Source organism: Mesorhizobium sp. M0904 (assembly GCF_040319475.1).
Lineage (GTDB): Bacteria > Pseudomonadota > Alphaproteobacteria > Rhizobiales > Rhizobiaceae > Mesorhizobium.
On the sequence record NZ_JAMYOC010000005.1, the window covers coordinates 156,477 to 183,102 of the forward strand.

Genomic DNA, 26,626 nt, shown 5'->3' on the forward strand with positions numbered 1-26,626 from the left:
ATGCGCCACATCATGGCCAAGAGCCTCGCCCCGACCGACGGCGTCCGCGACTATCTGGCGGCGCAGGAACGAAAGTCGCTGCTGCGCTTCCTGACCTGCGGCTCGGTCGACGACGGCAAGTCGACGCTGATCGGGCGCCTGCTTTCCGATACCAAGCAGATTTTCGAGGATCAGTTAGCCACACTCGAGCGCGATTCGCGCAAGCACGGCACCACCGGCGACGACGTCGACTTCGCGCTGCTGGTCGACGGCCTCGAGGCCGAGCGCGAGCAAGGCATTACCATCGACGTCGCCTATCGCTTCTTCGCCACGCCGATGCGCAAGTTCATCGTCGCCGACACGCCCGGCCACGAACAGTACACGCGTAACATGGCGACAGGTGCATCGACGGCGGATCTCGCCATCGTGCTGATCGATGCCCGCCAGGGCGTACTGCGCCAGACCAGGCGGCATTCGATCATTGCCTCGCTGCTTGGCATCCGCCACATTGTGCTCGCCGTCAACAAGATCGATCTTGTCGGCTTCGACGAAGCAGTTTTTGAACGGATCGTCGCTGATTACGGGCAGTTCTCACGTGAGCTCGGTTTCCGGACGATCGTGCCCATCCCGATGTCGGCCCGCTACGGCGACAACGTTACGGGCCGTTCCGTTAGGACAGACTGGTATTCCGGCCCGACGCTGATCGAACATCTCGAAATCGTCTCGGTCGACGAGGCCGCGGTCGAATTGCCGTTCCGGTTTCCTGTCCAATATGTGAACCGTCCCAACCTCGATTTCCGCGGCTTCGCCGGCACCATAGCGTCCGGATCGGTTGCGCCGGGCGACGAGGTGGTCGTCGCGAAATCCGGCAAGTCCTCCCGTGTCAGGCGCATCGTCTCGCATGGCGGCGATCTTCAGCAGGCTATTGCCGGCCAGGCCATCACCCTTGTCCTCGACGACGAGGTCGAGGTCTCGCGCGGCAATATGCTAGTATCGCCGGCGGCGCGGCCGCAGGTCGCCGACCAGTTCGCCGCAAACATCGTCTGGTTCGACGAACATGCGCTGCTGCCCGGCCGCTCTTACATTCTGCGCACCGAAACCGACCAGACCAGTGCCACCATCACCGACCTGAAGTACCGGGTCAACGTCAACGACTTTGCCCATGAGGCGGCCAAGTCGCTTGAAATGAACGAAGTCGGCATCTGCAACATCTCGACGCGGTCGCCGATCGCCTTCGATCCGTTTGCCGAAAACCGCACCACCGGCGCCTTCATTCTGATCGACCGTATCACCAATGCCACGGTCGGTGCCGGCATGATCCTGCATTCGCTGCGCCGCGCCGAAAACATCCACTGGCAGTCGCTCGATGTCGGCAAGCGCGCGCGTGCCGATATGAAGAACCAGCGGCCGGCCGTGTTCTGGTTCACCGGGCTTTCGGGCTCGGGCAAGTCGACCATCGCCAATCTGTTTGAAAAGAAACTGTTCGCCACCGGCCGTCATACCTACATTCTGGATGGCGACAACGTCCGTCACGGACTCAACCGCGATCTCGGCTTCACGGACGCCGATCGTGTCGAGAACATTCGCCGCGTTGCCGAAGTCGCGCGCCTGATGGCCGACGCCGGGCTGATCGTCATCGTGTCATTCATTTCGCCGTTCAGCGCGGAGCGGCGCATGGCGCGCGAATTGATGGCCGATGGCGAATTCATCGAGGTGTTTGTCGACACACCTTTCGAGGAATGTGCCAGGCGCGATCCGAAGGGCCTCTATGCGCGGGCGTTGAACGGCGAGATCAAGAATTTCACCGGCGTCGATTCACCCTATGAGGTGCCGGAAAAGCCCGAAATCCATCTCAAGACACTCGGCAGATCGGCCGAGGAGATGGTGGACGCCCTGGAACACTGGCTGAACGAGCGGGACATTGCCGAAGACCAATATGACAGCGGCGGCGGTATCTGACGACGAAGCAATGCTCGCCGTCTTCGAGCACCTTGCCTTGGCGGCGGGACGCGAGGTGATGCGCGTCTTTCGTGCCGGCTGTGCGGTCGACAGCAAGTTGGACAGTTCGCCGGTGACGGAGGCTGACCGCGAGAGCGAGAAGATTATTCTTGCCGGGCTGCGCGCCGCATTTCCCGAGATTCCGTGCGTGGCCGAGGAAGAAGCTTCGGCCGGCATCATGGCACCGGATCTCGGTGACGCCTTCTTCCTGATCGATCCTCTCGACGGCACCAAGGAGTTCGTCAACCGCAGGACCGATTTCACTGTCAACATAGCGCTGGTTCGCGATGGCGTGCCGGAGATCGGCGTTGTCTTCGCGCCTTGCACCGGCCGCTTCTTTTCCGGCCGGCCGGGCAAAGCGGAAACGATCAAGATTGATGACAACTATGTGATCGTCGATCGCCAACCGATTTCGGCAAGGGCCGGTATGATGCCGCTGACCGTCGTTGCCAGCCGCTCCCACAACACGCCGGAGACCGACGCCTATATCCGCGCGCTTGGCGCGGCCGAGATCGTCTCGGTCGGCTCGTCGCTGAAATTCTGCCTTGTCGCCGGCGCCGAGGCGGACGTCTATCCGCGCTTCGGCCGCACTATGGAGTGGGATACGGCCGCGGGTGACGCGGTGCTACGCGCTGCCGGCGGAATGACGCGCACGCTGGATGGTGCGCCGCTCGCCTACGGCAAGCGTAACCAGAGCGACGACGAGGATTTCGCCAACCCGCATTTTATCGCCAGCGGCAAGGCGGCTGGATCTGGCTAGACGATGACTGCGCAACCAAAGGAACGCGTCAGACCTGTCAGCGTTCCTCTCGCACGACTTGTCGCGACGTAAGCGCAGTTCCAGCCCCATGTGTGAAAGCGAATGTGTTACAGTGACTTATGACCGCGATCTCAGGTGCTGACCGAGGCGTGTAAACACCACGATAACGCTCCCCATCCGGCCTGGGGGCGACGTCAGCGACCACATCAAGCTAAAGGCGTCTGCAGCATGGCACGACCAGTCATGATCAAGTCCTTGCGGGCCTCGTCGTATTTTTCGTGATACCAGCCGGGTGCGTCAATACCGGCGGCGCATGAGGGCGGCTTCGAACCCGACTTATGTGGCTGGCCACGGTCCCAGATTGGATCACGCTCAAGAACCTAAAATGCGGCGGGCTTGCTTCGGATGGATAAGGCCAGGAGCGCCTCCGAAAGTCGTTTCTTCGCCCGCTCGACCGCATTCTCGTCGATTGCCTCAACATCGAGGAACAAGTCGAGGCCAGTCGTGTGCTCGCTGATGACCTGAGGGCGCTGTGCGAGTTCACCCAGGAGGCCCTCGACCTCGTAGGGTACAACCTCCCGGCTGATCCCCTTCATGGCAATCGGTGCTAATGGACGCGCCCGGACAAGGTCGCGCACGAGCGCGTAAGTCTCATAGCTGAGGCAGATGCCGCCGGGCTCGGCAATCGACTGCAGACGGGCCGCCAAGTTCGCCTCGGCTCCAATGATCGTGTAGTCCATCCGATCATCGGAACCGAAGTTCCCGACATTGCAATAGCCTGTGTTGATGCCCATGCGAGCTCGGAAGGGCCGTTCAACTCCGCGGTCATGCCACACCCTGTTCAACTGCTCCAGCCGACGCTGCATGTCGACAGCCATGCGCAAGCAGGCCCTTGCGTCTTCCTCGATGCCTTGCGTCTCGGGGTCTCCGAAGAACACAAGAAGCGCGTCGCCGATGAACTTGTCGACGGTGCCGCCGTGTTTGAGCGCGATCGTCGACATCTCGGTGAAGTACTCGTTGAGGAGAAGCGTCAGGTCCTCGGGCTGGAGCCGTTCCACGATCGCGGTGAAATCCTTGACGTCGGAGAAAAAGATCGTGAGCTTCTTGCGCTCGGTCGCGATGGTGACGTCCTTCTGGCCGCTGAAGATGCTTTTGTAAATTTGAGGCGAAAGGTATTTGGCGATCTTCAATGAGATCGCGGCGAGGAAGTCGTTTGCCTCCGAAAGCTCCTTGTTGATGCCCTGAATCAACGCGGACTGCCGACGCTGCAGGAGAATGAACGTCAGGCCCGCCGCCGCCGCGAAGGCGAAATATACGAGCAGATACTTGAAAGTGAGGATGTTCGCAGCGATAGGCTGATTGACTGATATCTCCTGGATCCCTCGGACATCCCCTACCTTCCAGTCCGTCTTGGGGCTATCCGGGTGTGAGTTATGGCAGGTCACGCACACTTGTCCCATTATGACAGGGGCCGCGGCGCGGACCTGCCGGTCAAACAGTGAGCCCGAGACTTCGATGATCGGCTCCTTCGGGTTAGCGCGCAAAGCCAAGATTGCATTCCGCTCGAAAACATCGAGCTGGTGGGGCGCGCGACCTTTGAAAGGCAGATCCGAGACGAACCGATATTTGACCGACCCGTCATGAGCGCTGATGCGCTTGCCGAGTTCGATCGAGAGGGTTGCTGGAATAGGGATCGCACCTGGCACGTCCCGGTAGTTGTGCGTCGCAGTCACAGCGCCGTTAGCTTGCAGCACGCGTCCCACGACGTCGCTGCCGTAGAATCCGCGCATTTCGTCGATGATCCGGCTGATTTCGCTGGCTTGCCTGCGCAGCATCCGTTCCGACAGGTCTCGGAGGTCGAGCCAGGCTGCGACGGGCAGACCGATAAGGCCGATGACCACTGCCGCCACCAGGAGCGGTCCCATGGTGCGCTGCTGACGCGCAATCTGTTCGCCCAGTCCAGCCATTGTGCAAGCGCCCGGCCGTCTTAGTATGTGAACTATAGCTCATTCCCGGCACGGTACCAGAGTCAGTCTTGGCTCGATGAAAACACGTCAGCCCTGCAACGTCGGACCGACCTTGAGCGGTTGCTGCTGAGCCCCGACCCTCACAGCAGATTTCGCATTCTGGCGCAGACGGACAGTGAATCAGTGAAGGGATGTCGCAACGTCGGTTGTGGCCGGAATGCGCTCCGAGATAACCGCTCAGGGATCAAAAATTCACCTCTAGCAAGGTCGAGACTTCGGTCGGAGAGCACGTCGGAAAAGAAAGCGTCCCGCGAAACGTGTCCGCGCTTCGGTCGCATTATGGAATGGGACACCGCGGCGGGGTGACGCGGTACTGCGCGCTGCCGGCAGCATGACGCGCACGCTGGACGGTCAGCCGCTCGCCTGCAGCGCAACCAGAGCGACGGCGAGGATTTCGCCAATCCGCATTTCATTTGCCAGTGGCAAGGGCTGCCACGGCCGCTTAGTCACCATGATGAACTCGGATCTCATTCCGGCTCGTCCCCCCAAATGACACCGTCGCGCATGCGACGCCTCGGTGAAACATTTATTCTCGGTCGAACCGTTGCGCGAGGAATAACCCTACGGTGTGGATCGTGGCAGCGGCGCTTTCGCGTGTTAGACCGCTTGCATGGAGATCGACACCGACAAGATCGACGATGCCGTTATGGGCCTGCTTTGGCTGACGCTGCATGAAGAGAGGCGCGCCTGGAAGGGGTTGGATTGGAATGCTCTGGATCGCTTGCACCAGAAGGGGCTGATCGCGAATCCGGCAAACAAGGCGAAGTCAGTGATTCTGACAGATGAAGGACTGCGGCGTGCTGAGGAGCTATTCCGAACCCTGTTCACTCGCCCGGCGCCCTGAGCCAGAGCGCTGGACGGGCGCCTGCGAGCTGATAGCGCACATGGCTGAATTTCGACACCGGCGGTGCGCTGGCCGCAGGCTGGCGATGCTCTCGCCATGGCGGCCAAATTCGTCACCTACGCCAACGGGGGCATCCTGTCTGTCAAGGCAGTGGCAGAGAACACCGCAGCCGCGACCTCAAACGTCAACGGCATTGGCGCGAAGTCCAGCCGCGAGATGCTCTCCCGGCGAATCGGCGCCCAACGAGCTGAGTTGCAGCCAGCAGCGGGTCTGTGCCGCCGCTGGCACATGGGATGTTAGTGGGGCAGATTGCCACGGCGATGCGAAATCTCTATGGCTGCGGATTTCCGAAGGCAGGTTTCTCAAGCACGAGCACATGACTACCAAGGGGCGATGTGTGAGTGCTCTTGACCTGGAATCCCTCGTCAGAAAGCGTTTCGATGAATTCGCCATCCGTTCCAGGCGGAACGCGGGCAACGACGTTTGAGGTGCGCCTCACAATATTGGAAAGCACCCTTCGCGCCTTGCCTGGGCCGATGTTGCGCTGCATGTGCTGATAGACGGCCAGCAGCAGGACGATATCGTATTTCGGTAGAAGGATATTGCCGAGGCGCCGGCTGCCAAGATTCAGGCGATCGAACCGGGCATGCACCGGGGAGCCGCTCAATAACATTTTTGCAGTCTCGATGTGCGGCTTGGCAATGTCGATCCCGTGGATCGAGCTGGGTTTCAGCTTGGATATCTCATAGGCGACAACACCCATATTGCAGCCAACATCGAGAATGGATTTTCCGGCGTAGTCGACCTTTGCGGAGAATAGCCCGTCAAGTCTGTCGTCCCACGTTCCTGCAAAACCCCTTTTGAATCTTGACCACCACAAATCATCAGCTCCTTTGGGAAGAGCCCCCCTTGAGCGCCTCCTATCACGAGAGAATTAATGGTCGATACCCTTTCAACTGGAATTGATCACATTGACGAACCAAGGCAGGGACGTATGCGGCGGCGTCACAACCCCATCACCTTGAGTGCCGCGGGAACCGCGTAGCGGCTGCCGTCATAGCGCAGCCGGTAGGTCCGCTTCACAGGCTTGCCGGGATGGGACTGGCATTCGCCATTCTGGTCGGGGGAGGGATTGTCGGTATTCGACCGCTCGACCGCAATGATGTCTCGATAGCCGTGGTGGCGCGCCGGACTCATCGCCAGGCTGACCTGGCTGGAATGAAAGGATCCGGCGCAACTGGCATCGCTATCGCCGCCAGAGGCGGCCACCACGAGGCCGTCGAGCACCAAGCGCAGCGCATCGCTGGCGACGGCATAGAGCCGCAGGTCGGTTTCACTGAAGGGAGTAGCCTGCGAATGGTTTGCCATTTCGATGCGCAGGCCGAAGGCGGTGACCTCGGGGGCCAGTGCAAAGCGGCCGGTGTCGAATTCCACCTTACGGATCGCGATGGCATCATCGGTCATCAGTCCAGGCTGGAGCAGGCGCTGGCGCACCCGCAGGCTCTTTCTATCGACCACCAGCAGCTCGATGTCGCCGACATGCAGGTGGTCGCCGTTAGCACTGTCGATCAGCGGTACCGCGACCAAAAGCAGGTCGTCATGAGCCGGCCAGATCTTGCAGGCCAGGCCGAATGGCGCATCGCTCTCCGGGAGCGTTGAGGCGATGCTCGTATGGGGTACAAGCGTGAACGACGCGCCGTCGGCGCTCTTTTGGGCCTTGGGATAGGCCTGCTGCACCAGGGCGGCGGCATCGCCGCAATCGCCCGACGCGGCTCGGGCGGGCGACAGGCTGGTCAGGCAGAGGAAGAACACAGGCAACAGGATTCGCATGAGGTTCTCACGTCGCAGCGCCGGATGCCGGCAGGCATGTCTACGCGAGATTGGTGGCGGCGCACAGGGGTGCGCGGAAAGTGCGGCTAACGACGCCTCGATGGCCGCCAGAGGAACAGGCCCGCCGCTCCGACACTCCCATTGTGGCCTGCAGATGCACGATGGCTTCGCGCTTGGCGGCGGGCCCTACCATTTTTTTGAAAGAAGCTCGCGCAGTGCCGACGCTTCCAAACCTCGAACATGAGGCAGGGTGGGCTCTAACCGAACGCCGCGACGAAGGTGGTAGAGCGCACATCGACATTGCCGACGATCGCGTTGGCAACGGTTCCGTAAGACGCGGCCAGAAAGCCGCTGCATCCAGCCCAATAGAGCATGAAGCGCTCGCGTCGCGCATCATTGCAAATTACATGGCCGGAGTGATAGATGAGGCCGAACTGCTTTCGACTTCGAAGCTGCCGCTGGGCCGATAGAGCCCGCCGCTTCACCTCGGCTGACCGACCTTCAAGTGCGCAGCTGGCAAAACTGGACAGTCTCCTGGCAGCCATTCGATCAGGCCAGCACATCAGCCAGGCTGCTGGATCGCGGCGAGCTTCCACTCAGCGCCGTTCTGGCGCGCAAAGGTCCACAGTTCGATTGTCTCCGTCGGCTGATCGGCCTGGCCCTCAACGATCTTGCCGCTGATGCGATCGCGGGTTACGTCGCGAGACTCATAGCGCAAAGCAGCCGTCGCGTAGTCGAGGTCACCCTCCCGCCAACTTTCCGCAATATCGGCCTCCAATAGGTTGACGTCCGACACGTCGTTCCTGACGCCCTTTTTGGCATTGTCGGCAAGTTCCTCGGACAGATAGGACACCATCTCGGGCGTCGCCAACCGGCGCAAAGCAGCATGATCTTCGCGCGCGAATGCCTCCTGAACTTCCGTCAGCCGTTGCTGGAACGTGTCGAGGTCGGCTTGCGTGAGTGCGATCTCATCGGCACTGGCTTGGGAAGGATTGCCTTGGCTCGTTCCGCCAAATCCTGACCCGATGCCTGGAATGGGGAAAGCTGTAGCGTTGCTCGGCTCGCGCCCAGCTGCTGCGTTTCGCCCAAGGGTCCCGGTGCCCCGCGAGGCACCGGCCGTAGCGGGCGCTGTGTTGTATGCCGATTGCGAGCGGAAAAAGCGGATCGCCAGCATGATCACGCCGCCGATCAGCAGTACTTGGAGCAAAAGGCCCAACATGCCGGCCAAGCCGCCGAACCCATGGCCCAGAAGAACGCCGATCAAACCGCCGAGGAGCAGCCCCCGCATCATCGATCCGCCGAGGCCGTTGAAGAAGCCTGGGCGCTGGAATGCCTGCGGCTGACGGGCCGCATTGTTCGTTGCCGCATTAGGCGTCATCGAGCGCTCGACCGGTGCGGCCGGTTGCGGCGCGACTCTGGTCGGCGGGACCGGCTGGAAAGTGCGCATGCCGCGACTGCCGAAGCTGCCGCCACGGCGCGCATCGGCGTGATCCACAGCGACCATGGAAAATGCCAGGAACAATCCGGCGAACAAAACTGCAAACCGTCCCCAACGCGAAATCATAGGCCAATCCTTACGACGCTCTTTCCGCTCATATGGGGTGCGCCGATTGAAATATCACTGACCGGCACCTCCACTTCAACGGGCGACACGCTGTTTTGCTCAGCCGCGTCTTCGCGCAGCGATGACGCGATGCGCACCAGCGCCAAAAGGCATGAGCGTTATCCGTTTTGCGCAGGCACGGCAGATATCGCGCGGTCCAGCTTGGCGCCATTCAGATGCGAGACAATTCCCCGCCGTCTGCGCTACGGCTTTTGCGCAAGGATCGCCTCAGCGGTTTTCTCGTCGGTGATCAGCACATCGACGACTCCCAGACGCAACACGGCGCGCAGCACCGGAACCTTGTCGAGGCCGCCGGAGGGGAGGATCACAGTGTCGATGTCGCGCAGATGTTCGGGCGCGAGACCGATTACGCGATTGTTTAGCGGGTGATCGACGAGTTGTCCGTCGGCGCTGATCCAGTGGCCGCAAATATCGCCGACGGCTCCCGCTTCGCGGAGCGATCTGAGATCATCGTCGCCTACCAGTCCGATCCGAAAGATGGTGGCGTCCTTGTGCACCGCGCCCACCGAAACGAAAGCGGCGTCAACGTCGCGGGCATGGGTGAAGGCGTCTTCCAGAATGGACTGGCGCATAAGCAGATCGCGCGTGGCCTCCGTGTCCGTGAACACCGGTGCTGCGATGTAGAAGCATTCCGCATCGAAAAGCGCTGCGAGCCGCGAAGCGATCTCATAGATGTTGATCGCCGATCCGCGCGTGAGCCCACCAAGCAGGGAAACGACCGACATTCCTTTGACCGGGCGTACGGTCACTGACCGCAGACTAAGCTGGAGCGTCCGTCCCCATCCCACGCCCACCGATATCCCGTCGCGGATTCTGAGCGACAGGGCCTCACCGGCGGCGGCTGCGATGACCTGTGGCACCAGCGCGGGATCGGGTGGTGTCGGAACCACGATTGGATCCGAGACACCATAGGCGTCCCGCAGCCGGTGCTCCAGCGCGATGCAGTTCGCCACCTTCGAATTGATGCGAATCTGAACGATCCCCCGCTGGCGCGCATGCGCCAGCATCCGGTTGACGCGAAGGCGGGTCAGGCCAAGAGATTTGGCAATTTGCGCCTGCGTGAGGTCACCGACGTAAGCAAGCCAGGCGGCGCGCACGAGCAGCCCTTCCTCACGATCAGCCGTGACCGAACTCGTTACAGCTTGGCGGCCGTCGCGTTTCTTTCGTGCGGGTTTCTCCATCAGATCATCCTGTCCACTCCGCGGCAGCGGGTCCAGAGCGGGCTCGGCCGAGCCATGTGCTCATCGATATGAGGCATCAATCGAGTTTCCCCGGCTCCGCTAGCCTCGATGATAGCGGTCGAAGGACAAAACCAGCGGAGCATCGTGACAAACCGCGTCGATGATGGCCCTCGTCAGCGGCAGGCGATCGTGGGGAAGTACACCCCGGGCCATCATATTCTTCAAAGTCGGACCAAGGTCCAGCGCCAGTTGCGCTCCCTCGACCGTGTCCGAACTCATATGTTCGCGCTTCGCCACGGAATAGGGCAGGCCGCGGCCAAGCAGGCGCCCCATGCGACCGTTACGGCCCGCCTGGCAGGTCACATAAAGATCGCCGGAGCCTGCCAGCCCCAGCACTGTTTCGATTTTTCCGCCCAGAGCATCGACCAGAATCGCCATCTCCGCGAGGGACTGCGAGAAAAGTGACGAGGCAAGATTGTGCATGAGCGCACCATTGGGCGCCTTGCCGTCGCGCTCCAGCAGTCCGACAGGAGCCCCAACGGCGAGTGTGTAGAAATTCTTGAAAGCAGCGCAGATCTCGACGCCGACGAGATCGGGTGACGATCGCGCATGATAGAAAGGCGCGCGCAGAAGGCGGGACGCCGCGGCCACCTGGTCGGGATCGTGCCCGGCCACGATCACGGAGGTGTCGCGCTGTGCCGCCAGTTCGCCGGCAATGCACGGTCCGCCGACGGCCATCACCGGGACAGACAAGCCGGTGCGTTGCTCGATCTCGCGGGCAAGCAGATGTGGCAGGATTTCCACGCCTTCGTCGCTTGCTGCAAGTCCTTTCGTAATCATCAGTATCGGCACCGGCAACTTGATGCTTTCTGCAATGCGCTCGACCGCCCAAGGAATGCCGGCCGACGAGACGCCGAGTACAAGCAGATCGGGTACATCGTTCATCGCTGCCCCGAATTCGGTCCAGGACTTGGCGGCCACCACATCAGGCAGTGTGGTGTTGAGGCGCGGATGACGACCGGTGCTGGCCACCGAGTCGACGATCTCCTCGTCGAGATGGGTGCCGACAAGAGTGATGCGGTTACCCGCGTGAGCGGCCGGAAGCGTCATGGCAGAGCCCATGACGCCGGCGCCGAGGATAACGACCTGGGCCATTCAGCTTCTTCCCTTGTCCAGTCGCTCGCCGCTGCCTTGGTCGAACAGGTGGATTCGCTCAGGCGTCGGTTCCAGATGGATTAAAGCTCCAGGAGAGAGCTCCATGCGGTCATGCAGCACCGAGCAGATCGCGGTGTTGCCCATGCTGGCAAAGATGTGGATTTCGGGACCGGTCGGCTCGACAACCGTAATCCTGGCCGGGATGCCGCGCCCGTCGGCCACGGGTCGAAGATGTTCGGGGCGAATGCCGTAGATCACCTTTTGGCCGGGCCGGACCGCAGCCCCTGGCGGCAGCGGGAGGGATAGCTCGTCGGTCCGCACCACCCAGGCGTCGCGCTCGGAAGCCACCTCGCCATGCAACATGTTCATTGCGGGCGAGCCGATGAAGGAAGCGACGAAGAGGTTTGCCGGGTGATCGTAGACATCGAGCGGGCGCCCGATCTGCTCGATACGGCCGTCGCGCATGATGACGATGACATCGGCCATGGTCATGGCCTCGATCTGGTCATGCGTGACATAGACCGTGGTGGTCTTCAGTCGCTGGTGGAGTTCCTTGATTTCGGTGCGCATCTGCACCCGCAGCTTGGCATCGAGGTTGGACAGCGGCTCGTCGAACAGGAACACAGTTGGGTCCCGCACGATGGCGCGGCCCATGGCGACGCGCTGCCGCTGGCCGCCCGAAAGCTGGCGAGGGTACCGTTCCAGATAGGGAGTCAGGTTGAGGATCGATGCCGCCCACCCGACCTTCTGTTTGATTTCTTCGTTGGGGCGCTTCTTCAACTGCATGGAAAAGGCCATGTTGTCGAAGACGGTCATGTGCGCATAAAGCGCGTAATTCTGGAAGACCATCGCGATGTTGCGGTCTTTGGGGTGAAGCGTGTTGACGACCCTGTCGCCTATGGCGATCTCACCGGACGTGATGGGCTCGAGACCGGCTATCATGCGCAACAACGTGGACTTGCCGCAGCCGGACGGCCCCAACAGAACGACGAACTGGCCATCCTCGATCGAGAGATCTAGTCCATCGATAATCGAGAGGGCGCCATAGTCCTTCTTTATGTTGCTGATGGTGACAGACGCCATAAATTCCTACCCTTCGATTGCCCTTGCCGGTTGGATCTCATTTTCGCCATGCGAGCCATTGGCGATCGGATGCGCTCTCACCATTGGCTGTCCAGAAATTCTTCCAGGAGTCCTGCATCGGCGGCCAGATTGACAAAGGACCAGCGGCCGCGGATTTCTCGCGAATAGCGAATGGCATCGTGCCAAAGCGCGCGCGGCAGGCCTAGTTCCGCGCCGGTGACCGGCCCCCCCGCAGCCTTCAGGGCTGCCTCCATGCGGGCAACCGGCATTGCCATTGGCCGAACCTCCTGGCGCAGGGCCGGCCAGATTTCCGCGAGTTTCCGGTTGAAGATTTCCGTCTGGCTGGCGTCGAGTGCTGTCTTCCGCATCTCGGCAATGCAAAGTGGTCCAAGCTGCGCTCCATAGCGGGCCAGCATCGCCGCCTCGTCGATGACGGTTGGCTTTGCCTGCGGCGGCTCTTCCATGTCCAGCAGCCGCGCTTGCAGACGCGCCATGACCAGCGAGGCAACCCCGACCTGCTGGCCGTGCGTGGTGCCTGGATGATGCGCTTGCGCGAACATGTCGACCCAATGGGAGATCTGGTGCTCCCCCATGGACCCGGGATGGGAAACGCCGGCAAAGCACACGCCCATCGAGCACAACGTCAGGACGCGCTGGAGATGCCCGACGGCGGTGATGTCGTGCCTGGCAAGGCGAGGCGCATGGGCCAGCATCGGTTCCTCATCGCCCGCCTGAAGCAGATAAGGCACCTCGGAATAGTAAGTGCCGAACAGCCGATGCGAAGCCCACCAGTCGATCTGGGCGGTGGAGCGGCAGAGGCTGTCGCCAAGCCCGGCGGCGCTGAGCCAGCTGGGTGCAGCAGCCGACACGCCAAGGTCCAGGAAGATGCCTCGCGGAGCATGCGAGGGCAGCGAGATCTTGAGCCCTGAAGCCAACGTCACCGACGCTGTCGAGGCGCCATAGCCATTCATCGAGGCCGCTGTGCCGAAGACGGCATAGGGCCGCTGGTCGAGGAAGGTTGCATGCTTGCAGCTGTCGTTGAGGACGCCGGACCCGACGGCCACGACGCCTTCGGCGTGACGCGTCTTCTCCCTGACCATCTGGATCGTTGCCTCATCGCAGTCGAGGCCGTCAGGCAGCACGATTTCGTCGATTTCGGCGATGGCACGCAGCGCCTTCGCGACGCGCCTGCCCATCACATCGACGGTGTTGATGTCGGAGACCACGGCGATGCGGCTGCCTAGCGCCAGGGGCGCAACGAGATCCCCTTCGCGGCCCTCCGTCGTCTCCAGCAATTCGATTGTCTGGAACGGCAGGACCGCGGCTGCGCCTGTCTTGGGATCTGTCCAGCGTCCTGCGACAACGTCCTCGATCAAGGCGTTCCAGTTGCTCGCTTCAGCCATGATCGGTCTCCATGAAGGCCGCGAGACGCTGGTTCCAGGTTGAAAGCGTTGGCCAAAGATCGGCATGGATCGCAAGAAGGTCGGCGTAGAGCGCGGCCCGTTTCGCGTCCGGTTCGAAGGTTTTGGCCGGCTCGCTGGCCATTGCGAGCGACGCTTCGGCGATGGTGGAAAACCAGCCCACGCCCTTTGCCGCCGCCATCGCAGCGCCAAGCGAGGAGGCTTCCACCGTCGTCGAACGCTTTACGGGACGATCAAGTGCATCCGCCAGAATCTGCATCCACAGGTCGGACTTGGCCCCTCCGCCGATGGCTATGAATTGGCCGATGGTCTGGGCGGCAGCTGCAGCGGCCCGCTGACTTGTCGCGGCCTGATGCAGCGCTATGCCTTCCAGCACGGCACGATAGATGTCGCCGCGGCTGCTCGAGCCGGACAGCCCGGCAATCACACCACGGGCCGTACTGTCCCAGTGCGGGTCCATGACGCCCTGCCAGTAGGGAAGAAGCATTATGCCGCCTGCGCCAATCGGGCTGGCAGCGGCTTCGGCCTCGAGCGCTGCCAGGCCGCTTGCGCCATGCAGATCGACGCCAAGCATTTCGCGCGCCATCCAGTCGACGAGAAAAGTGCCGGCGCGAAGGCACGTCTCGTAGATATAGCCATCATCAGCGACCGCCGTCTCGGTGCGGAAGGCCTGGTCATGGACGTAGTCCGTGCCAAAGCTGCCGGAGACGACCGCCGTGCCGAGATTGATGTAAGCGCATCGCGGCTGCAACACGCCAGCGCCCGTTCCGGCGCATTGACCGTCGCCGCCGCCGGCGACGATCGGCGTGCCCTCCCGCAGGCCCGTCAGTATGGCGGCTTCCGAAGTCAGTTGGCCCAGAACCGTGCCGGGCCGCGCCAGGTCCGGCATCATGTGCCGCGCGACGCCCGCAGCGTCCAATATTTCGTTAGACCAGTCCATAACTCGCATATCGAGTATGCCCATCGGGTCGGCGGATGCGGTGGACGTCACCCACTGGCCGCTCAAACGAAAGACCAGATAGCCATGGACTTCGGCCATTCGCTCCACGCGGGCAAAAATCTCGGGCTCTTCCTCGCGAAACCAGATCATGCGGTAAAGGCAAGGAATGACGTCGAGCGGCTTGCCCGATATTGCGTGGACGCGTGCCGCGCCGAAACTCTCGCCGAAGCGCCGTGCTTTCCCACGGGCGCGCTCATCGAGCCAGAGCGTCGCCGGCCCGACCGCCTGGCCCTGCTCGTCGAAAAGGCCGAAGCTCTCGCGCTGGTTGGCAATCGCAAGGGCGGCAATGCGTGCCGGCGAAACTGTTGCCGCGACAGCACGAAGCGCCGTCACCGTCGAGGCCCACCACTCGGCCGGATCCTGCTCGAAATAGCCCGGACGCGGGTTGGACATTGCAAGCGGTGCACGACCTTCAGCCACGGCCAGCCCATTGCGGTCCCAGGCGATCGCCTTGGTTGCCGAGGTCGAGGAATCGATGCCGATGACGAGATCCGGAACCATTGCCGCCACATTGCCAAAGGGCGAGGGCGGTGGAAGCCGCCTTCGCCCAAATCACCGACGAGTCGCTAAAGACCGGCGTCCTTGACTTTGCCGTCGACAATGCCGGCGATGGCATCGAGGCACGCCTTGGCATTGCCGCCATAGTCTTGGCCAGTAAGCAATTTGCCGAGCTCAACAGGAATGTCGTTGTTCGACAGATCCGCCCAGATCGGCATATCCGGCTCCGATCCCATCTGGTTGTCGATCGTGTATTTGATGGCGTCGAAGTGGCGTGTCGTTCCAGGCCCGACAACGGCCTTCGCCTTCACGCGAGGATCGGTGAAGGAAGAATTGCGCATCGGCGAGGCGCCGCCGCCGAGCGTCGATACCCGCGCCATCACATCCTTCGAGCAGACCCACTGCATGAACAGCCATGCCGCTTCCTTGTTCTTGGAATATTGCGACAGCGAAATCGTCGAGCCGCCCTGGTGACCAACGGCCGGGATTTCGTTGAAGCCGCAATCGGCGGCGGCGCGACGACCGGGAACCTCCTTGGGCGCGGGCAGGGCCTCGAACAAGCCTTTGACCTTGGAATCGTTGGCGTCGAAGCCGGGGAAATCTTCGCCCCAGGTGATTGCCATCGCGGCCTGACCCTGTGTCAGTGCCTGTCCCTGACCGTCCCAAGTCCATGTCGTCGCAGAGGGCGGCGAGTTCTTGACCAGCTCCTGATAGAATTGCAGCCCGGCCACGCCGCGCTCGTCATTGCCGACAAACTTCTTGTCTTTGTTGAAGATCGAACCGCCATGGCCCCACAAGGCGAAGGTCCAGTCGCATTCGAGCGAATAGTGGCCGGACTTCGCCTGGCACGCGGTGCCGAAGATGCCGTTGCTTTTTTCTGCCTCAGTGAGCGCCTGCACGGCCTTGAGGTAGGCGTCGAGGTCTGTCGGCAACGCAATGTTGTGTTTGTCGAAAAGATCCTTGCGGTACATCAAGATGAAGATCGGAATATCGAACGGGATTCCGCACTGCTTGCCGTTGTACATGGCGATGCCGTCGACCAGCGGCTTGGAGAAATCGTCCCAGTCGAAGTTGGGCATCGCCAGGTTCTTGTTCTGGTCATAATACTCGCGCGGATCGACGACATCCTGTGCAAACGTCGCCATCCAGGACTGATCGAGATAGTAGACGTCATAGGTGCCAAGCTGGCCCTGCACATCTTGCGTCGCCTTGGCGAGAACCTGCTCCAGCGGCACGATCTCGACTTCCACCTCAATGCCGGTGGCCTTGGTGAATTCACCCGCGACAAGCTGGTTGGCGACGATCGTTGGCGGCGTCGCTTCCGAAGTGTAGCGGATTTTGGTGCCGGCATACGGTTTGCCGACATCGGCCAGCCACTTCAACATATCGGCGTCCTGGGCGCGGGCTTCTTCAACCCCGAGGCCCAGGATCCCCCGATTGGTGCGGCCGCCACCTAGCATGGCTGATCCGAAGGCAGAAAAGCCGACACCGGCGAGCGCCATCTTCCTCATGAAGTCGCGTTTGCTTATTCGGCGCGCCGTAAAGTCGTTGCAGGTATCGGCGACGAATGTCTTCTTGTCGTGTTCTCTGAAGCTCATGATCGTTCCTCCGTTGCGTTTTTGTCGTCGTTCTTCTCGCCTGCGCCTCACTCCTTCAGGGACCCGAGGGTGAGGCCGCGGACCAGATGCCGTTGAACCAGCAGGATAAAGATGAAGCTGGGTATGATCGCGGACGTGCCGAGCGCTGTGATGTAGCCCCACTCGGTTGCGGTCGAGGTGACAAAGGTCGAAATCTTCACCGGCACGGTGCGGATCGACGTTGTCAGGAACAGTGAGAGCAGGAACTCGGTCCACGAAAAGATGAAACACAGCACAGCCGTCGCAGCGATGCCGCCCTTGACCATGGGAAGGACCACGCGCCGGAACGTCTGCCAGCGCGTTGCGCCGTCGATCAGCGCCGCCTCATCGACCTCGCGCGGGACGTCGTCGAAGAACGACTTCAAAAGCAAAACCGCCAGCGGCAGATTGATCAAACTGTGAACGAGGATGAGCCCCGTATAGGTATCGCGCAAGCCGAGATCGCGGAACATGAAAACGATCGGAATGACGATCGCGATTGGCGGCATGAAGCGCTGCGAGAGAATCCAGAACAGGAAGGACTGCTGGCCGCTGAACTGCATTCGCGACAGGCAATAGGCGGCCAGAGTTGCGAGCAGCAGTGTCAGCGCCGTCGATCCGACGGCTATGATGGCGCTGTCGAGCAACGACTGGCGGGAATCATAGGAACTGGCGCCACCCTTGATGACCCCGGCCGCCTCGCCGCCCTGTTCCATGCCGATGTCGACGCGCGAAACGCCAAGCAACGTCACACGGTAATTGTCCGGCGTCGGCGTGAAACCGGTGTAGACCGGTCCGCTGCGGTCGAAGATCGCCGAATAGGGTTTGATGGATGACAGGGCCCACCACGCGATCGGGAACGTGAAGATCGCCACCACCAGGACGGCGAGCACGTCACGGGCGATCGTTTGGGCGCGCGACGATTCCATCAGAACCTCACCTTGAACAGCCTGACGAAGACGTTCGACACGACAATCAAGACGACGAGCACAATCAGCGACAGGGTCGCGGCATAGGGGAAGTCTCCGGTGAAGTAGATTCGCCCCGCGTAGAATGAAAGCGTCTCGGTGGCCGTGCCTGGCCCGCCAGCGGTGATGATGTAGACGTAGTCGTAAATGCGAAAGAGATCGACGCCGCGGATCAGCACCGCGACCGCTATCACCTTGCGCAGCATCGGCAATGTGAGCCGCCAGAACGTCTGGATGCCGGTGGCGCCGTCGATCGCCGCTGCCTCGAAAGGTTCCTTCGGCAGTGCCCTGAGCCCTGCCAGGATGATGAGCACCATGAACGGCGTCCACTGCCATATGTCTGCCAGCAGGATCGCCGCCAATGCGGTTCCGGGCTGCGTCAGGATCGGCTGTGCCGGCGAGATCAGGTCGAGGGCATAGAGGTAAAACGACAGGACGCCGAAAGAGCCGTCCTGCATCAGCAGGAACATCATTCCGGTCACCGCAGGCGGCACCACCAGCGGCAGTGTCATCAGCGCCCGAAGCACCCCGTAACCTTTGCGATCGGTGTCAAGCAGAAGCGCGATGAGGATGCCGAGCGCAAGCTGAACCGCAAGGGCGACGAAGGTGTAGATCAGCGTGGTTTCCAGCGAATGCCACATACGCGCATCCGAGAAGGCGCGCGTCCATTGGTGGAGCCCGGCGAAGTCAAGTTGCCGGGAGACGACATTGCGTTTGTGAAACGACAGCCAGACTGAATAGGCGAGGGGGTAGATGCCGAAAACGAGAAGCATCACCGTGATCGGCGCGAGCCAGGGGAAAGGATGCTCGGCCGTCATGAACCTGGGCAGGGCCCATCTGGGCGTTTCACGGGTCACGGTCACCGTGCTCACGCGCAAATCTCCGCTCGGTCACAGAGACGCATCGGCCTTCTCCCTATCGGCCAGATTGTGCCAACTTGAACTTTTGTAAGTTTGTTGTGCCTTTTGTTAAGAACGTGTCGGACGGCCGCCGATTTGTCAAGTGTCGGTTCCCTCAGCACTCAAGGGATTTGCTCGTGGTCCCAGAGGATCCCGTCATCGCCGGGTATGGAGTTGTTCTTGGAGGGAGCGCCGCCGGTAAATGCCGTGCATCAGCACCAAAAGCGCTCAGGGCTGCCGTCAGCCAGCCTTGGCGACCCAAGAAGCTACGCAACGCATCGAGGAGATCGGGAGGACAGCCCGGAGCTTTGGAACTCGCCTAATCCGGCAATCGGATCTGAAGCTTTACGTCCGCCGGCCGGGCTTCGACCGCGCGATCAAATGCGGTGATGGAGTCTTCGAAGGGGAAGGTCGCCGAAATCAATGGTTTGAGATCGACCCGGCCCGATCCCATCAGTGCGATCGCCCGGTCATATTGGTGGGCATAGCGGAATACCGTCTCGATGCGGATTTCCTTGGTAGAGGCCGTAGCGATGTCGAACGCCACCGGCGCGACCGGCAGGCCGACCACCACCACGGTACCACCGGGCCGCGGCAGATCGAGCAGGGTCTCCCATGCCTTGGACGAGCCCGAGCATTCAAACACCACGTCGGCGCCCCAGCCATCGGTCAGGCGCTTGACCTCCGCCGCCAGGTTCTTGTCGCGGACGTTGATCGGGATCACACCCTGGTAGCCGGCGGCAATGTCGAGCTTGGGTTGGGCGAGATCGGCGACGATGGCGCGGGCGCAGCCGCCGGCCAGCGCGGCGATCGCCACCATCGTGCCGATCGGCCCGGCGCCAATCACCACCGCGGTGTCACCCGGCGCAATCTTCGCTTTGGCCGCCGCCTGCATTCCGACAGCGAAGGGCTCCACCATGGCGCCTTCGGCGAAGCTGACATTGTCGGGCAGTTTGAAAGTGTAGTTGGCGGGGTGGACGACATAGGGCGTCAGCACGCCGTGGATCGGCGGCGTTGCCCAGAACCTGACCGCCGGATCGATGTTGTAGAGGCCGAGCCGGCTCGCCCGCGAATTGGGATCGGGGATACCCGGCTCCATGCAGACGCGGTCGCCGACCTTCAGATGCTCGACGCCTTCACCCGTTCCGACGACGGTGCCGGCGGCTTCATGGCCCAAGACCATCGGCGCTTCGACGACGAACGGGCCGATGCGGCCATGCGTGTAGTAGTGCACGTCGGAGCCGCAGATGCCGACAGTGTGGATTTTGATGCGAACTTCGCCCGGGCCGACGGTCTGTGGCAGATCGATATCACGCAGCTTGAGTTCGTGTTGGCGTTCGAGGACAAGGGCGCGCACGTTCGTCATCGACGTAGTCTCCTCTAAAGCCGATCGTATGGGCCTTTAACCCTCTACGGGTATACACACCGTCCATCTATGCATCATTGTTCTCCGGGCTGGCGCTGTGGCCCCGATAGACGCGATCGAGCGCAGGCGGTTCAGTTGGTGCTGGTTGTGGGGGTGAACCCGCACTGCTTCTGTTCCATATCGATCTGCTTCGTGATGCGGACGGCGTTCTGTGCGTAGGCCTCCGTCACGGAGCCACTATTCACGGTCTTGCCCTTCAGCGGACTCACGCCTGCGCAGAGGTGGAAAACATGCGGCTCGGCGGACTTCGCGGCTCCGTTTTCGGGCGCGATCCAGTAGACGACATCCTGACCGGCGGGGTGGCTGGCGTCCCGCGTCGCCGCCGTTACCGCGGCGGTGTCCGTCGCGATCGCCTGCGCCTGAGCGGCGACATCGGGCGAACAGGCGGTGGTGGGCTGCCCCGACCTGATCTGGGCTGCGCATGCGTTCATATCCTGGGTGTACTGTTCGACCGACGGGGGGTTGAAACTGATCCCCATGACCGTCGCGAGCACGGCCAGCGCAGCGCCGACGCCGCCGGCAACCTTCTTGGTCCGCGGATCCATGTTTTTGTCGGTGAGGATCAGGAAAACCAGCGGGAGGAAGGCAATCAGCGTGATGATTGCGCCGAGCTGGTTTTGGAAGAAGAACCTGGCCGCGTCGGATGCACGGGCCGGATCGTGCCTGTTGGCCGCCTTCCACAGCAAGTTGCCGGCGATTGCGAAAATCGCGATGCCGACCAGAAGGCCGATGACCAGCGGCAGGTGTGCCTGGTCGAACTTGTTCTGGCGAAGCAGCATGATTCCGTAGATCTCGCCGCCAATGGCGACGATCCACGAGAGTGCGGCGAAAAGGCGAAGACGCGTGGCGGAGGACTTCTGGCCCTGCGTCGCTTGCCAATCCTTGGTAACGTCTGGCTTGTTGTCGGTCATTGACCAGATCCCCTGATATCGACACTTCCGCGGGCGGCGTTAGACCAGAAGGCCAACCGCCCGGCGCAGCAGCATTGAACGAGCGTTACCTGCCTTAGCGACAAGGCGAAACTGTGAGCGCCACGGCAGGCCTCATCTCCATTCATAATTCATATTGCGCATGAGTGAATCCGTCCAGACCCACGCAGGCAGACGCCTATGCGGCGATGGCTCCGTTCTTCTTAATCTCTGGCTTGAACTTGACGTAGCGGACTGACAACTTAGGGCCACATAAGCGCGACGTAGGGTATCTGCTCGGCAAAGATCGCTCCTGTGCAACTACGACGTCGCATATCTGCGGTAGGGATGTCAGATCAGAATGGCGGGGTGAGAGCCGACGATCGCCGATAGATGGTTGTGGAAGTCGTTAGAATTTTGCCCAACTACCAGGCCGACTTGGTCGCGCAGATCGCATAGCGATGCTGCGTCGAGCGTTCCAGCGCCCTGAGGAAGTTCATGTGCCGCGCCTGCGCACGATGAATTGCGCCGAGCCGGGTGTCGACCACAGGCATCTCAAAGGCAGCCTCCACCAGAAGCGCGCAGACCTCGTCCGCTTTGGCGCCATGCGAAAAGTGCAACCGTGACAGGATGCTGCCATGGCGGTCCGCCATCACCTGATCCAGTTCGTGGACCGGCCCGACTGTCCGGCCAACGGCCCTTTCCAGGACTTGTCGCAGAGAGGTTACCCAGGTCTTACTGACGAAATCACCATCAATGATCAGCAGCCGTCCGCCAGGCTTGAGCAGCGAGAACCATTCGGCGAATGCCGCTCGCGGATCCACCAACGTCCAGACGAGATGACGGGTGACGAGGACGTCGTAGCTTTCTGCTTTTTCAAGGGTTCGCTCGGCGTCGCCGATCAGAAACCGGATGCCGCTTTCCCTCTGCGTCGCCTTTGCACGCGCGCGGGCAAGCATGGCCTCTGACCAATCGAGCCCGGTCACGGCATAACCCAGGTCGTGCATGAGATTGGATATGATCCCGGTGCCGCAAGCGAGGTCGAGCGCGCGACGCCCATCCCCGCGCCCCAAGTGCTTGAGTATCAGCCTGTGCCACGCCAGGCGTTCCCGCTGTGAGAAGATTTCATGCCCCACCGAAAGGTCGAATGTTCCGGCGCGCGTCGACCAATAGTCGCGTATCTCGTCCCGCAGCGAATAATTGGGCTCGCCCGCCATTCCAGACCCCTTGTCGTCGTACCAGTCTGGAATGGCTCTAAAAGATATTTCTTGAGAATTGAAGTCATCTTTTATAAGCCACCTCCGGCTGATCCATTTCAAGAGAGGGCGCGATGAATTTCGGAAAGATCCCAGCAGCGACGATGGCGGCCGCTATCGTCGCTCTGTCGATGACGCTGGCCGCCAGGGCCGAAATGGTTGCAGTGACTGACATCACGGGCCGCCAGGTCAAGGTGAACGTGCCTGTCGAGAGGGTAATCCTGGGTGAGGGCCGGCAGGTCTATGTCGTCGCGGCGCTCGACACCGAGGATCCGTTCAAGCGCATCGCTGGCTGGCGCGAGGATTTCAGCCAAGCGGATCCGGACAACTACGCCGCCTATCTGGAAAAATTCCCAAGGATGGCGAATATCCCCACATTCGGCGGTTTCAAGGACGGCACTTTCGACGTCGAGCAGGCGATATCGCTCAAGCCCGACGTCATCGTGATGAACATCGAGTCGAAGCAGGCCACGGAAGACGCCAAGTAGATCGAGAAGCTCACCGCTGCCGGCATTCCGTTGGTTTATGTCGATTTCCGCGAGCGTCCCTTTACCAACACCGAACCCAGCATGCGCCTGTTTGGCAGGCTGTTCGGCAAGGAGGAGCGCGCCGAGGAATTCATCACCTGGCGCGCCGCCGAGATCGCGCGCGTTACCGACGTAATCGAGAAGGCCAAGCCGGAAAGGCCCAAGGTCTTCATCGAACGCGCCGGCGGCTATTCAGACGATTGCTGCATGAGCTTCGGCGACGACAATTTCGGCAAATTCGTTGAGATGGCAGGCGGTGACAACATCGCCAAGGACATCATCCCCGGCACCTTCGGCACACTCAATCCCGAACAGATCATCGCCTCCGACCCGGATCAGATCATCGTCACCGGCGGCTCGTGGGACGCCTATGTACCGGGCGGTGCCTGGGTGGGCGTCGGCCCCGGCCGTGATGAGGCGGAGGCGGTGCGCAAGCTGAAGGCGCTGACCGAGCGGCCGGCTCTGACCGGCGTGAAGGCCGTCGAGGACGGCGCGGTGCATGCCATCTGGCATCAGTTCTACAACAGTCCTTATCAGTTCGTGGCCGTCCAGCAGATGGCGAAGTGGCTGCATCCCGATCTTTTCGCCGACCTTGATCCTGAGGTGACCTTCAGCGAGTTGCACAAGAAATTCCTGCCCATCGCATACAGGCCCGGCCACTGGGTCTCGCTGACCGATGTCGATTGAATCGGCGGCCGTCAGCACCGCGCTCGACAGCACCGATGGACGAGGGCGTTACCGCGCTCTCGTCTGGCGGCGGCAGTTGATCCTTGCCGGCCTCGGCGCTGCTCTGCTCTTCAGCCTGTGCGTCGACCTTGCGGTCGGTCCCGCCCGCTACGACCTCGGTGAGGTCGTGCGGGCCCTTGTGTTCCCCGACACCGTGCCGCAGCAGGTGCGCGTGGTGCTCTGGGACATCCGCATGCCGGTGGCCCTGATGGCGATTGTCGTAGGGGCGGCGCTCGCCGTGGCCGGCGCGCAGATGCAGACCATCCTCAATAACCCGCTGGCGAGCCCCTTCACGCTCGGCATATCCGCCGCCGCGAGCTTCGGCGCCGCGCTTGCGCTTGCCTTCGGAGTGAGGCTTGTCCCCGCCGCAGTCGAGTATGTAGTGCCGATCAACGCCTTCGTGATGGCGATGCTGGCGGCCTTCCTCATTCACGTGCTGAGCGTCAAGCGCGGCGTCAGCGCGGAGACCATCGTGCTGCTCGGCATCGCGCTGGTTTTCACCTTCAACGCGCTGCTCGCGCTCGTCCAGTTTTTCGCGTCGGCGGAAGCGCTGGCGGCGGTCGTCTTCTGGACAATGGGCAGCCTCACCAAGGCCACCTGGCCTAAGGTTGCGGTCACCACATTCATTCTCCTCGCAGTCTTACCCATTTTCGCCCGGCGCGTCTGGGCGCTGACGGCGTTGAGGCTCGGTGAGGACAAGGCGGCCAGCTTCGGCGTCAAAGTCGGTCGCCTGCGGCTCGAGACGCTCATCCCGGTGAGCCTCCTCGCCGCCATTCCGGTCGCCTTCGTCGGCACCATAGGTTTTATCGGCCTCGTGGGCCCGCACATCGCGCGCATGATCATCGGCGAGGACCAACGCTTCTTCCTGCCCGCCTCGGCCCTTGCGGGCGCGCTCATCCTGTCGGCCAGCTCGGTCGTCAGCAAGTCGCTTATCCCGGGGACGGTTTTCCCGATCGGCATCGTCACCTCGCTGATCGGCATCCCCTTCTTCATCTCGCTCATCCTGTCCAGCACGAGGCGCTCATGGTGACGATCCGGCTTGAGGCGCTCGGCGCGCGCTACGGCACGAGCCTCCGGCTTCGGGATGTGACGACCCCAGCGTTCGAGGGCGGAGACATTGTGGCCGTGATCGGTCCGAATGCCGCCGGGAAGTCGACGCTCTTCAGGCGCATCGCCGGCCTCCTGCACGGACCGGGAGCAATGCATGTCGAGGGGGCCATTCGCAGGACGAGCGGCATCTGCTACATGCCACAGGAAACGTCCGCCAACGCGGTGCTCACCGTCTATGAGTCAGTGTTGCTCGCCCGCAAGCAGGGTATGGGCTGGTCCGTGGGCGACGATGATCTGGCTCGCATCGACGAGACCCTTGCGGCGCTCGGCATCGCCGACATCGCTTTCCGCAACATTGGCGAGCTTTCCGGCGGCCAGCGGCAACTCGCCAGCCTGGCACAGACGCTGGTGCGCGAGCCGGAGGTCCTGCTGATGGACGAACCGACATCAGCACTCGATCTGTCGCGGCAGGTGGAAGTGCTCGGTCTCATGCGGGAACTTGCCAGGGCGCGAGGCATGGTCGTGCTGATCGCCCTGCACGACCTCAATCAGGCCCTGCGCTTCAGCGATCAGACAATGGTCATCGCGGACGGCCGGCTTGTCGCATGCGGGCCAACGCGGGACATCATCACCTCACATCTGCTGCGGGACATTTATCATCTCAACGCGCGCATCGAGCCGTGCTCGCGCGGCATCGGCCATGTCATCGTGGATGGCGTGGCGGATGGGCGTCGGACGCTCATAATGCCGGCAGCGGAGACCGAATCCGGGCGGAGCAGATTCGAGGCGGCAGCCGTTCCGGCCGCGTGACGGCAACCGCATTAAGCCGGTTGATCGACGCCCGCACTGATCGACCTGGTCGTCTGACCGCTGGTTGAAGGCGACAGCGTGCTTGCATTCAACTCAAGGCGTGGCCGGCCAATCCATAGACCCAAGGCCCATTGTCTTCCCGGTTCAGAAAGCGGCGCCCCTTGGACATGGTCGTAACGGTCTCGGCAATGCCGAGGCCGCACTGCTGGAGAAACGCGGCAAACACGCCATCCTTCTCGCGTGTGTCGACGCGGGCAAATCGTCCTGCCAGTCCCTTCAGATGCACGGCTGTAAGATGGACCGCGTCGAGATCGTTTCGCGCGACCATCGGGCCGATCACGTGACCACGCCCGAACTCGCGACACATGGAATAGCCGACGATCTCGCTACCGCGGCTCAAAGTGCAGATTGAGGCATCGGCCGCGAGCAACGTGAGCAGCCTCTCGCGGTTTGTCCCAAACGCGCGGGTGTCCAGCGCCGTGATCTCCTTCAGCCTGTCGCTCGACAGCGCCTGCAATTGACCGTCCAGGGACGGCACTGTTGGGAGGATCGGTGGGACTTCCCCCTGGCGCATGTATACAGTCGCCTCGGTCGTGAAACCGAGTGAGACATAAAGAGGATAGGCAGCATGGGTAGCATTGAGTGCCAAGTTGCGATCGCCGCACTGCTCGAGGACTAGGTCCATGAGCCACCGGCCGCCTCCTTGCGCTTGCGTGCGGGGCGTTGTGATCACTACGCCGATGGTGGCGAAATCGTCCCCGTGAGGAAACCACATCGCGCTGCCGAAAACGCGCCCAATACCATCAACGGCAACGATGCCCTGGCCGGCGCGACGCAGTAGGTTCCAATCCTTCGGCCGATGAGGCCAGCGGACTGAGATCGACAGCGCGTGCAGCAGCTCAACGTCGACATCATTGATGTCCCGCGCGACCAGTTCGAAGGATTTCAGGCGTACTGATCTGTGCATCTCAGTCGATCCTTCAACAAATGCGCAAGGCACGCGGTGTGACGTTGTGATCGATCGCCATGTCGCGACATGC

Annotated in this window: 22 protein-coding genes and 2 pseudogenes; 7 read left to right on the forward strand and 17 right to left on the reverse strand. The window is 61.9% G+C overall.

Annotation, left to right across the window (positions count from 1 at the left end; genetic code table 11):
* Both cysN and cysQ read left to right on the forward strand, forming a co-directional pair.
* Positions 1-1,938 (forward strand): sulfate adenylyltransferase subunit CysN, encoded by a 1,938-nt coding sequence (gene cysN / locus NKH80_RS07715; RefSeq protein ID WP_352701490.1) that lies wholly within the window; start codon positions 1-3, stop codon positions 1,936-1,938.
* Positions 1,939-1,948: 10 nt separating this feature from the next.
* Positions 1,949-2,737 carry a 3'(2'),5'-bisphosphate nucleotidase CysQ gene (cysQ, locus tag NKH80_RS07720; RefSeq protein ID WP_352702058.1) on the forward strand — a complete coding sequence of 263 codons (789 nt, stop codon included), beginning with the start codon at positions 1,949-1,951 and terminating at the stop codon, positions 2,735-2,737.
* A gap of 380 nt (positions 2,738-3,117) precedes the next feature.
* Here cysQ and NKH80_RS07725 read toward each other — a convergent pair whose 3' ends face one another.
* Entirely contained in the window at positions 3,118-4,704 is a 1,587-nt protein-coding gene (locus NKH80_RS07725; RefSeq protein WP_352701489.1) for an adenylate/guanylate cyclase domain-containing protein, read from the reverse strand.
* Positions 4,705-5,374: 670 nt separating this feature from the next.
* Between NKH80_RS07725 and NKH80_RS07730 the strand changes: the two genes are divergently transcribed.
* Together NKH80_RS07730 and NKH80_RS07735 are read left to right on the forward strand one after the other, a co-directional pair.
* Positions 5,375-5,608, forward strand: coding sequence for a DUF6429 family protein (locus NKH80_RS07730; protein WP_352701488.1), 234 nt, complete (start codon positions 5,375-5,377; stop codon positions 5,606-5,608).
* A gap of 96 nt (positions 5,609-5,704) precedes the next feature.
* Entirely contained in the window at positions 5,705-5,908 is a 204-nt protein-coding gene (locus NKH80_RS07735; RefSeq protein WP_352701487.1) for a hypothetical protein, read from the forward strand.
* Positions 5,909-5,939: 31 nt separating this feature from the next.
* Here the strand turns inward: NKH80_RS07735 and NKH80_RS07740 are convergent, their stop codons facing one another.
* The 15 genes and pseudogenes from NKH80_RS07740 to NKH80_RS07810 form a co-directional block, all read right to left on the reverse strand.
* A complete protein-coding gene (locus tag NKH80_RS07740) occupies positions 5,940-6,488 on the reverse strand; it encodes a class I SAM-dependent methyltransferase (protein WP_156948240.1) in 549 nt (182 codons plus the stop codon).
* 125 nt (positions 6,489-6,613) lie between these two features.
* Positions 6,614-7,438 carry a PA3715 family protein gene (locus NKH80_RS07745; RefSeq protein ID WP_352701486.1) on the reverse strand — a complete coding sequence of 275 codons (825 nt, stop codon included), beginning with the start codon at positions 7,436-7,438 and terminating at the stop codon, positions 6,614-6,616.
* A 115-nt stretch (positions 7,439-7,553) separates the two neighbouring features.
* A pseudogene (locus NKH80_RS07750) lies at positions 7,554-7,669 on the reverse strand (IS3 family transposase); the annotation flags it as partial.
* Between the two features lie 331 nt (positions 7,670-8,000).
* The gene (locus tag NKH80_RS07755) at positions 8,001-9,002 is read right to left on the reverse strand and encodes a Tim44 domain-containing protein (protein WP_352990722.1); all 1,002 of its coding nucleotides are present in this window, start codon (positions 9,000-9,002) and stop codon (positions 8,001-8,003) included.
* 242 nt (positions 9,003-9,244) lie between these two features.
* Positions 9,245-10,243, reverse strand: a complete 999-nt coding sequence (locus NKH80_RS07760) for a sugar-binding transcriptional regulator (RefSeq protein ID WP_352990725.1) — start codon at positions 10,241-10,243, stop codon at positions 9,245-9,247.
* Between the two features lie 99 nt (positions 10,244-10,342).
* Positions 10,343-11,398 carry a hypothetical protein gene (locus NKH80_RS07765; RefSeq protein ID WP_352990728.1) on the reverse strand — a complete coding sequence of 352 codons (1,056 nt, stop codon included), beginning with the start codon at positions 11,396-11,398 and terminating at the stop codon, positions 10,343-10,345.
* Positions 11,399-12,481, reverse strand: a complete 1,083-nt coding sequence (locus tag NKH80_RS07770; protein WP_352990731.1) for an ABC transporter ATP-binding protein — start codon at positions 12,479-12,481, stop codon at positions 11,399-11,401.
* Positions 12,482-12,558: 77 nt separating this feature from the next.
* On the reverse strand, positions 12,559-13,884 hold the full coding sequence (locus NKH80_RS07775) for an iron-containing alcohol dehydrogenase (protein WP_352820398.1): 1,326 nt from the start codon (positions 13,882-13,884) through the stop codon (positions 12,559-12,561).
* A complete protein-coding gene (locus tag NKH80_RS07780) occupies positions 13,877-15,403 on the reverse strand; it encodes an FGGY-family carbohydrate kinase (protein ID WP_352990734.1) in 1,527 nt (508 codons plus the stop codon). The genes NKH80_RS07775 and NKH80_RS07780 overlap by 8 nt, the downstream gene beginning before the upstream one ends.
* A gap of 65 nt (positions 15,404-15,468) precedes the next feature.
* The gene (locus NKH80_RS07785) at positions 15,469-16,998 is read right to left on the reverse strand and encodes an ABC transporter substrate-binding protein (protein ID WP_352990737.1); all 1,530 of its coding nucleotides are present in this window, start codon (positions 16,996-16,998) and stop codon (positions 15,469-15,471) included.
* A gap of 47 nt (positions 16,999-17,045) precedes the next feature.
* Positions 17,046-17,945, reverse strand: coding sequence for a carbohydrate ABC transporter permease (locus NKH80_RS07790; RefSeq protein WP_352990740.1), 900 nt, complete (start codon positions 17,943-17,945; stop codon positions 17,046-17,048).
* Entirely contained in the window at positions 17,945-18,856 is a 912-nt protein-coding gene (locus NKH80_RS07795; protein ID WP_352752807.1) for a carbohydrate ABC transporter permease, read from the reverse strand. The genes NKH80_RS07790 and NKH80_RS07795 overlap by 1 nt, the downstream gene beginning before the upstream one ends.
* Before the next feature lie 346 nt (positions 18,857-19,202).
* Positions 19,203-20,249: an NAD(P)-dependent alcohol dehydrogenase gene (locus NKH80_RS07800; RefSeq protein WP_352990743.1), complete on the reverse strand. Its 1,047-nt coding sequence runs from the start codon at positions 20,247-20,249 to the stop codon at positions 19,203-19,205.
* Between the two features lie 131 nt (positions 20,250-20,380).
* Positions 20,381-21,220: a succinate dehydrogenase/fumarate reductase transmembrane subunit gene (locus tag NKH80_RS07805; RefSeq protein WP_352990746.1), complete on the reverse strand. Its 840-nt coding sequence runs from the start codon at positions 21,218-21,220 to the stop codon at positions 20,381-20,383.
* Between the two features lie 422 nt (positions 21,221-21,642).
* The gene (locus NKH80_RS07810) at positions 21,643-22,434 is read right to left on the reverse strand and encodes a class I SAM-dependent methyltransferase (protein ID WP_352990749.1); all 792 of its coding nucleotides are present in this window, start codon (positions 22,432-22,434) and stop codon (positions 21,643-21,645) included.
* 143 nt (positions 22,435-22,577) lie between these two features.
* On the opposite strand from NKH80_RS07810, the pseudogene NKH80_RS07815 reads away from it, so the two are divergent.
* The 3 genes and pseudogenes from NKH80_RS07815 (at position 22,578) to NKH80_RS07825 (ending at position 25,586) form a co-directional block, all read left to right on the forward strand.
* A pseudogene (locus NKH80_RS07815) lies at positions 22,578-23,687 on the forward strand (ABC transporter substrate-binding protein).
* Positions 23,677-24,756, forward strand: coding sequence for a FecCD family ABC transporter permease (locus tag NKH80_RS07820; RefSeq protein ID WP_352990752.1), 1,080 nt, complete (start codon positions 23,677-23,679; stop codon positions 24,754-24,756). The pseudogene NKH80_RS07815 and the gene NKH80_RS07820 overlap by 11 nt, the downstream one beginning before the upstream one ends.
* The gene (locus NKH80_RS07825; protein WP_352990755.1) at positions 24,750-25,586 is read left to right on the forward strand and encodes an ABC transporter ATP-binding protein; all 837 of its coding nucleotides are present in this window, start codon (positions 24,750-24,752) and stop codon (positions 25,584-25,586) included. The genes NKH80_RS07820 and NKH80_RS07825 overlap by 7 nt, the downstream gene beginning before the upstream one ends.
* Positions 25,587-25,674: 88 nt before the next feature.
* Here NKH80_RS07825 and NKH80_RS07830 read toward each other — a convergent pair whose 3' ends face one another.
* Positions 25,675-26,553: a GNAT family N-acetyltransferase gene (locus NKH80_RS07830; protein WP_352990833.1), complete on the reverse strand. Its 879-nt coding sequence runs from the start codon at positions 26,551-26,553 to the stop codon at positions 25,675-25,677.
* Between the last annotated feature and the right edge of the window lie 73 nt (positions 26,554-26,626).

Excerpts from the sequence above, each read along its gene's own strand:
- NKH80_RS07780 (WP_352990734.1), bottom strand. The coding sequence starts at position 15,403 with ATGGTTCCGGATCTCGTCATCGGCATCGATTCCTCGACCTCGGCAACC.
- NKH80_RS07730 (WP_352701488.1), top strand. The coding sequence starts at position 5,375 with ATGGAGATCGACACCGACAAGATCGACGATGCCGTTATGGGCCTGCTT.
- NKH80_RS07775 (WP_352820398.1), bottom strand. The coding sequence starts at position 13,884 with ATGGCTGAAGCGAGCAACTGGAACGCCTTGATCGAGGACGTTGTCGCA.
- NKH80_RS07785 (WP_352990737.1), bottom strand. The coding sequence starts at position 16,998 with ATGAGCTTCAGAGAACACGACAAGAAGACATTCGTCGCCGATACCTGC.
- NKH80_RS07810 (WP_352990749.1), bottom strand. The coding sequence starts at position 22,434 with ATGGCGGGCGAGCCCAATTATTCGCTGCGGGACGAGATACGCGACTAT.
- NKH80_RS07805 (WP_352990746.1), bottom strand. The coding sequence starts at position 21,220 with ATGACCGACAACAAGCCAGACGTTACCAAGGATTGGCAAGCGACGCAG.
- NKH80_RS07820 (WP_352990752.1), top strand. The coding sequence starts at position 23,677 with ATGTCGATTGAATCGGCGGCCGTCAGCACCGCGCTCGACAGCACCGAT.
- NKH80_RS07735 (WP_352701487.1), top strand. The coding sequence starts at position 5,705 with ATGGCGGCCAAATTCGTCACCTACGCCAACGGGGGCATCCTGTCTGTC.
- NKH80_RS07725 (WP_352701489.1), bottom strand. The coding sequence starts at position 4,704 with ATGGCTGGACTGGGCGAACAGATTGCGCGTCAGCAGCGCACCATGGGA.
- NKH80_RS07760 (WP_352990725.1), bottom strand. The coding sequence starts at position 10,243 with ATGGAGAAACCCGCACGAAAGAAACGCGACGGCCGCCAAGCTGTAACG.
- NKH80_RS07790 (WP_352990740.1), bottom strand. The coding sequence starts at position 17,945 with ATGGAATCGTCGCGCGCCCAAACGATCGCCCGTGACGTGCTCGCCGTC.
- NKH80_RS07755 (WP_352990722.1), bottom strand. The coding sequence starts at position 9,002 with ATGATTTCGCGTTGGGGACGGTTTGCAGTTTTGTTCGCCGGATTGTTC.
- NKH80_RS07800 (WP_352990743.1), bottom strand. The coding sequence starts at position 20,249 with ATGACGAACGTGCGCGCCCTTGTCCTCGAACGCCAACACGAACTCAAG.
- cysN (WP_352701490.1), top strand. The coding sequence starts at position 1 with ATGCGCCACATCATGGCCAAGAGCCTCGCCCCGACCGACGGCGTCCGC.
- NKH80_RS07770 (WP_352990731.1), bottom strand. The coding sequence starts at position 12,481 with ATGGCGTCTGTCACCATCAGCAACATAAAGAAGGACTATGGCGCCCTC.
- NKH80_RS07745 (WP_352701486.1), bottom strand. The coding sequence starts at position 7,438 with ATGCGAATCCTGTTGCCTGTGTTCTTCCTCTGCCTGACCAGCCTGTCG.
- cysQ (WP_352702058.1), top strand. The coding sequence starts at position 1,949 with ATGCTCGCCGTCTTCGAGCACCTTGCCTTGGCGGCGGGACGCGAGGTG.
- NKH80_RS07765 (WP_352990728.1), bottom strand. The coding sequence starts at position 11,398 with ATGGCCCAGGTCGTTATCCTCGGCGCCGGCGTCATGGGCTCTGCCATG.
- NKH80_RS07825 (WP_352990755.1), top strand. The coding sequence starts at position 24,750 with ATGGTGACGATCCGGCTTGAGGCGCTCGGCGCGCGCTACGGCACGAGC.
- NKH80_RS07830 (WP_352990833.1), bottom strand. The coding sequence starts at position 26,553 with ATGCACAGATCAGTACGCCTGAAATCCTTCGAACTGGTCGCGCGGGAC.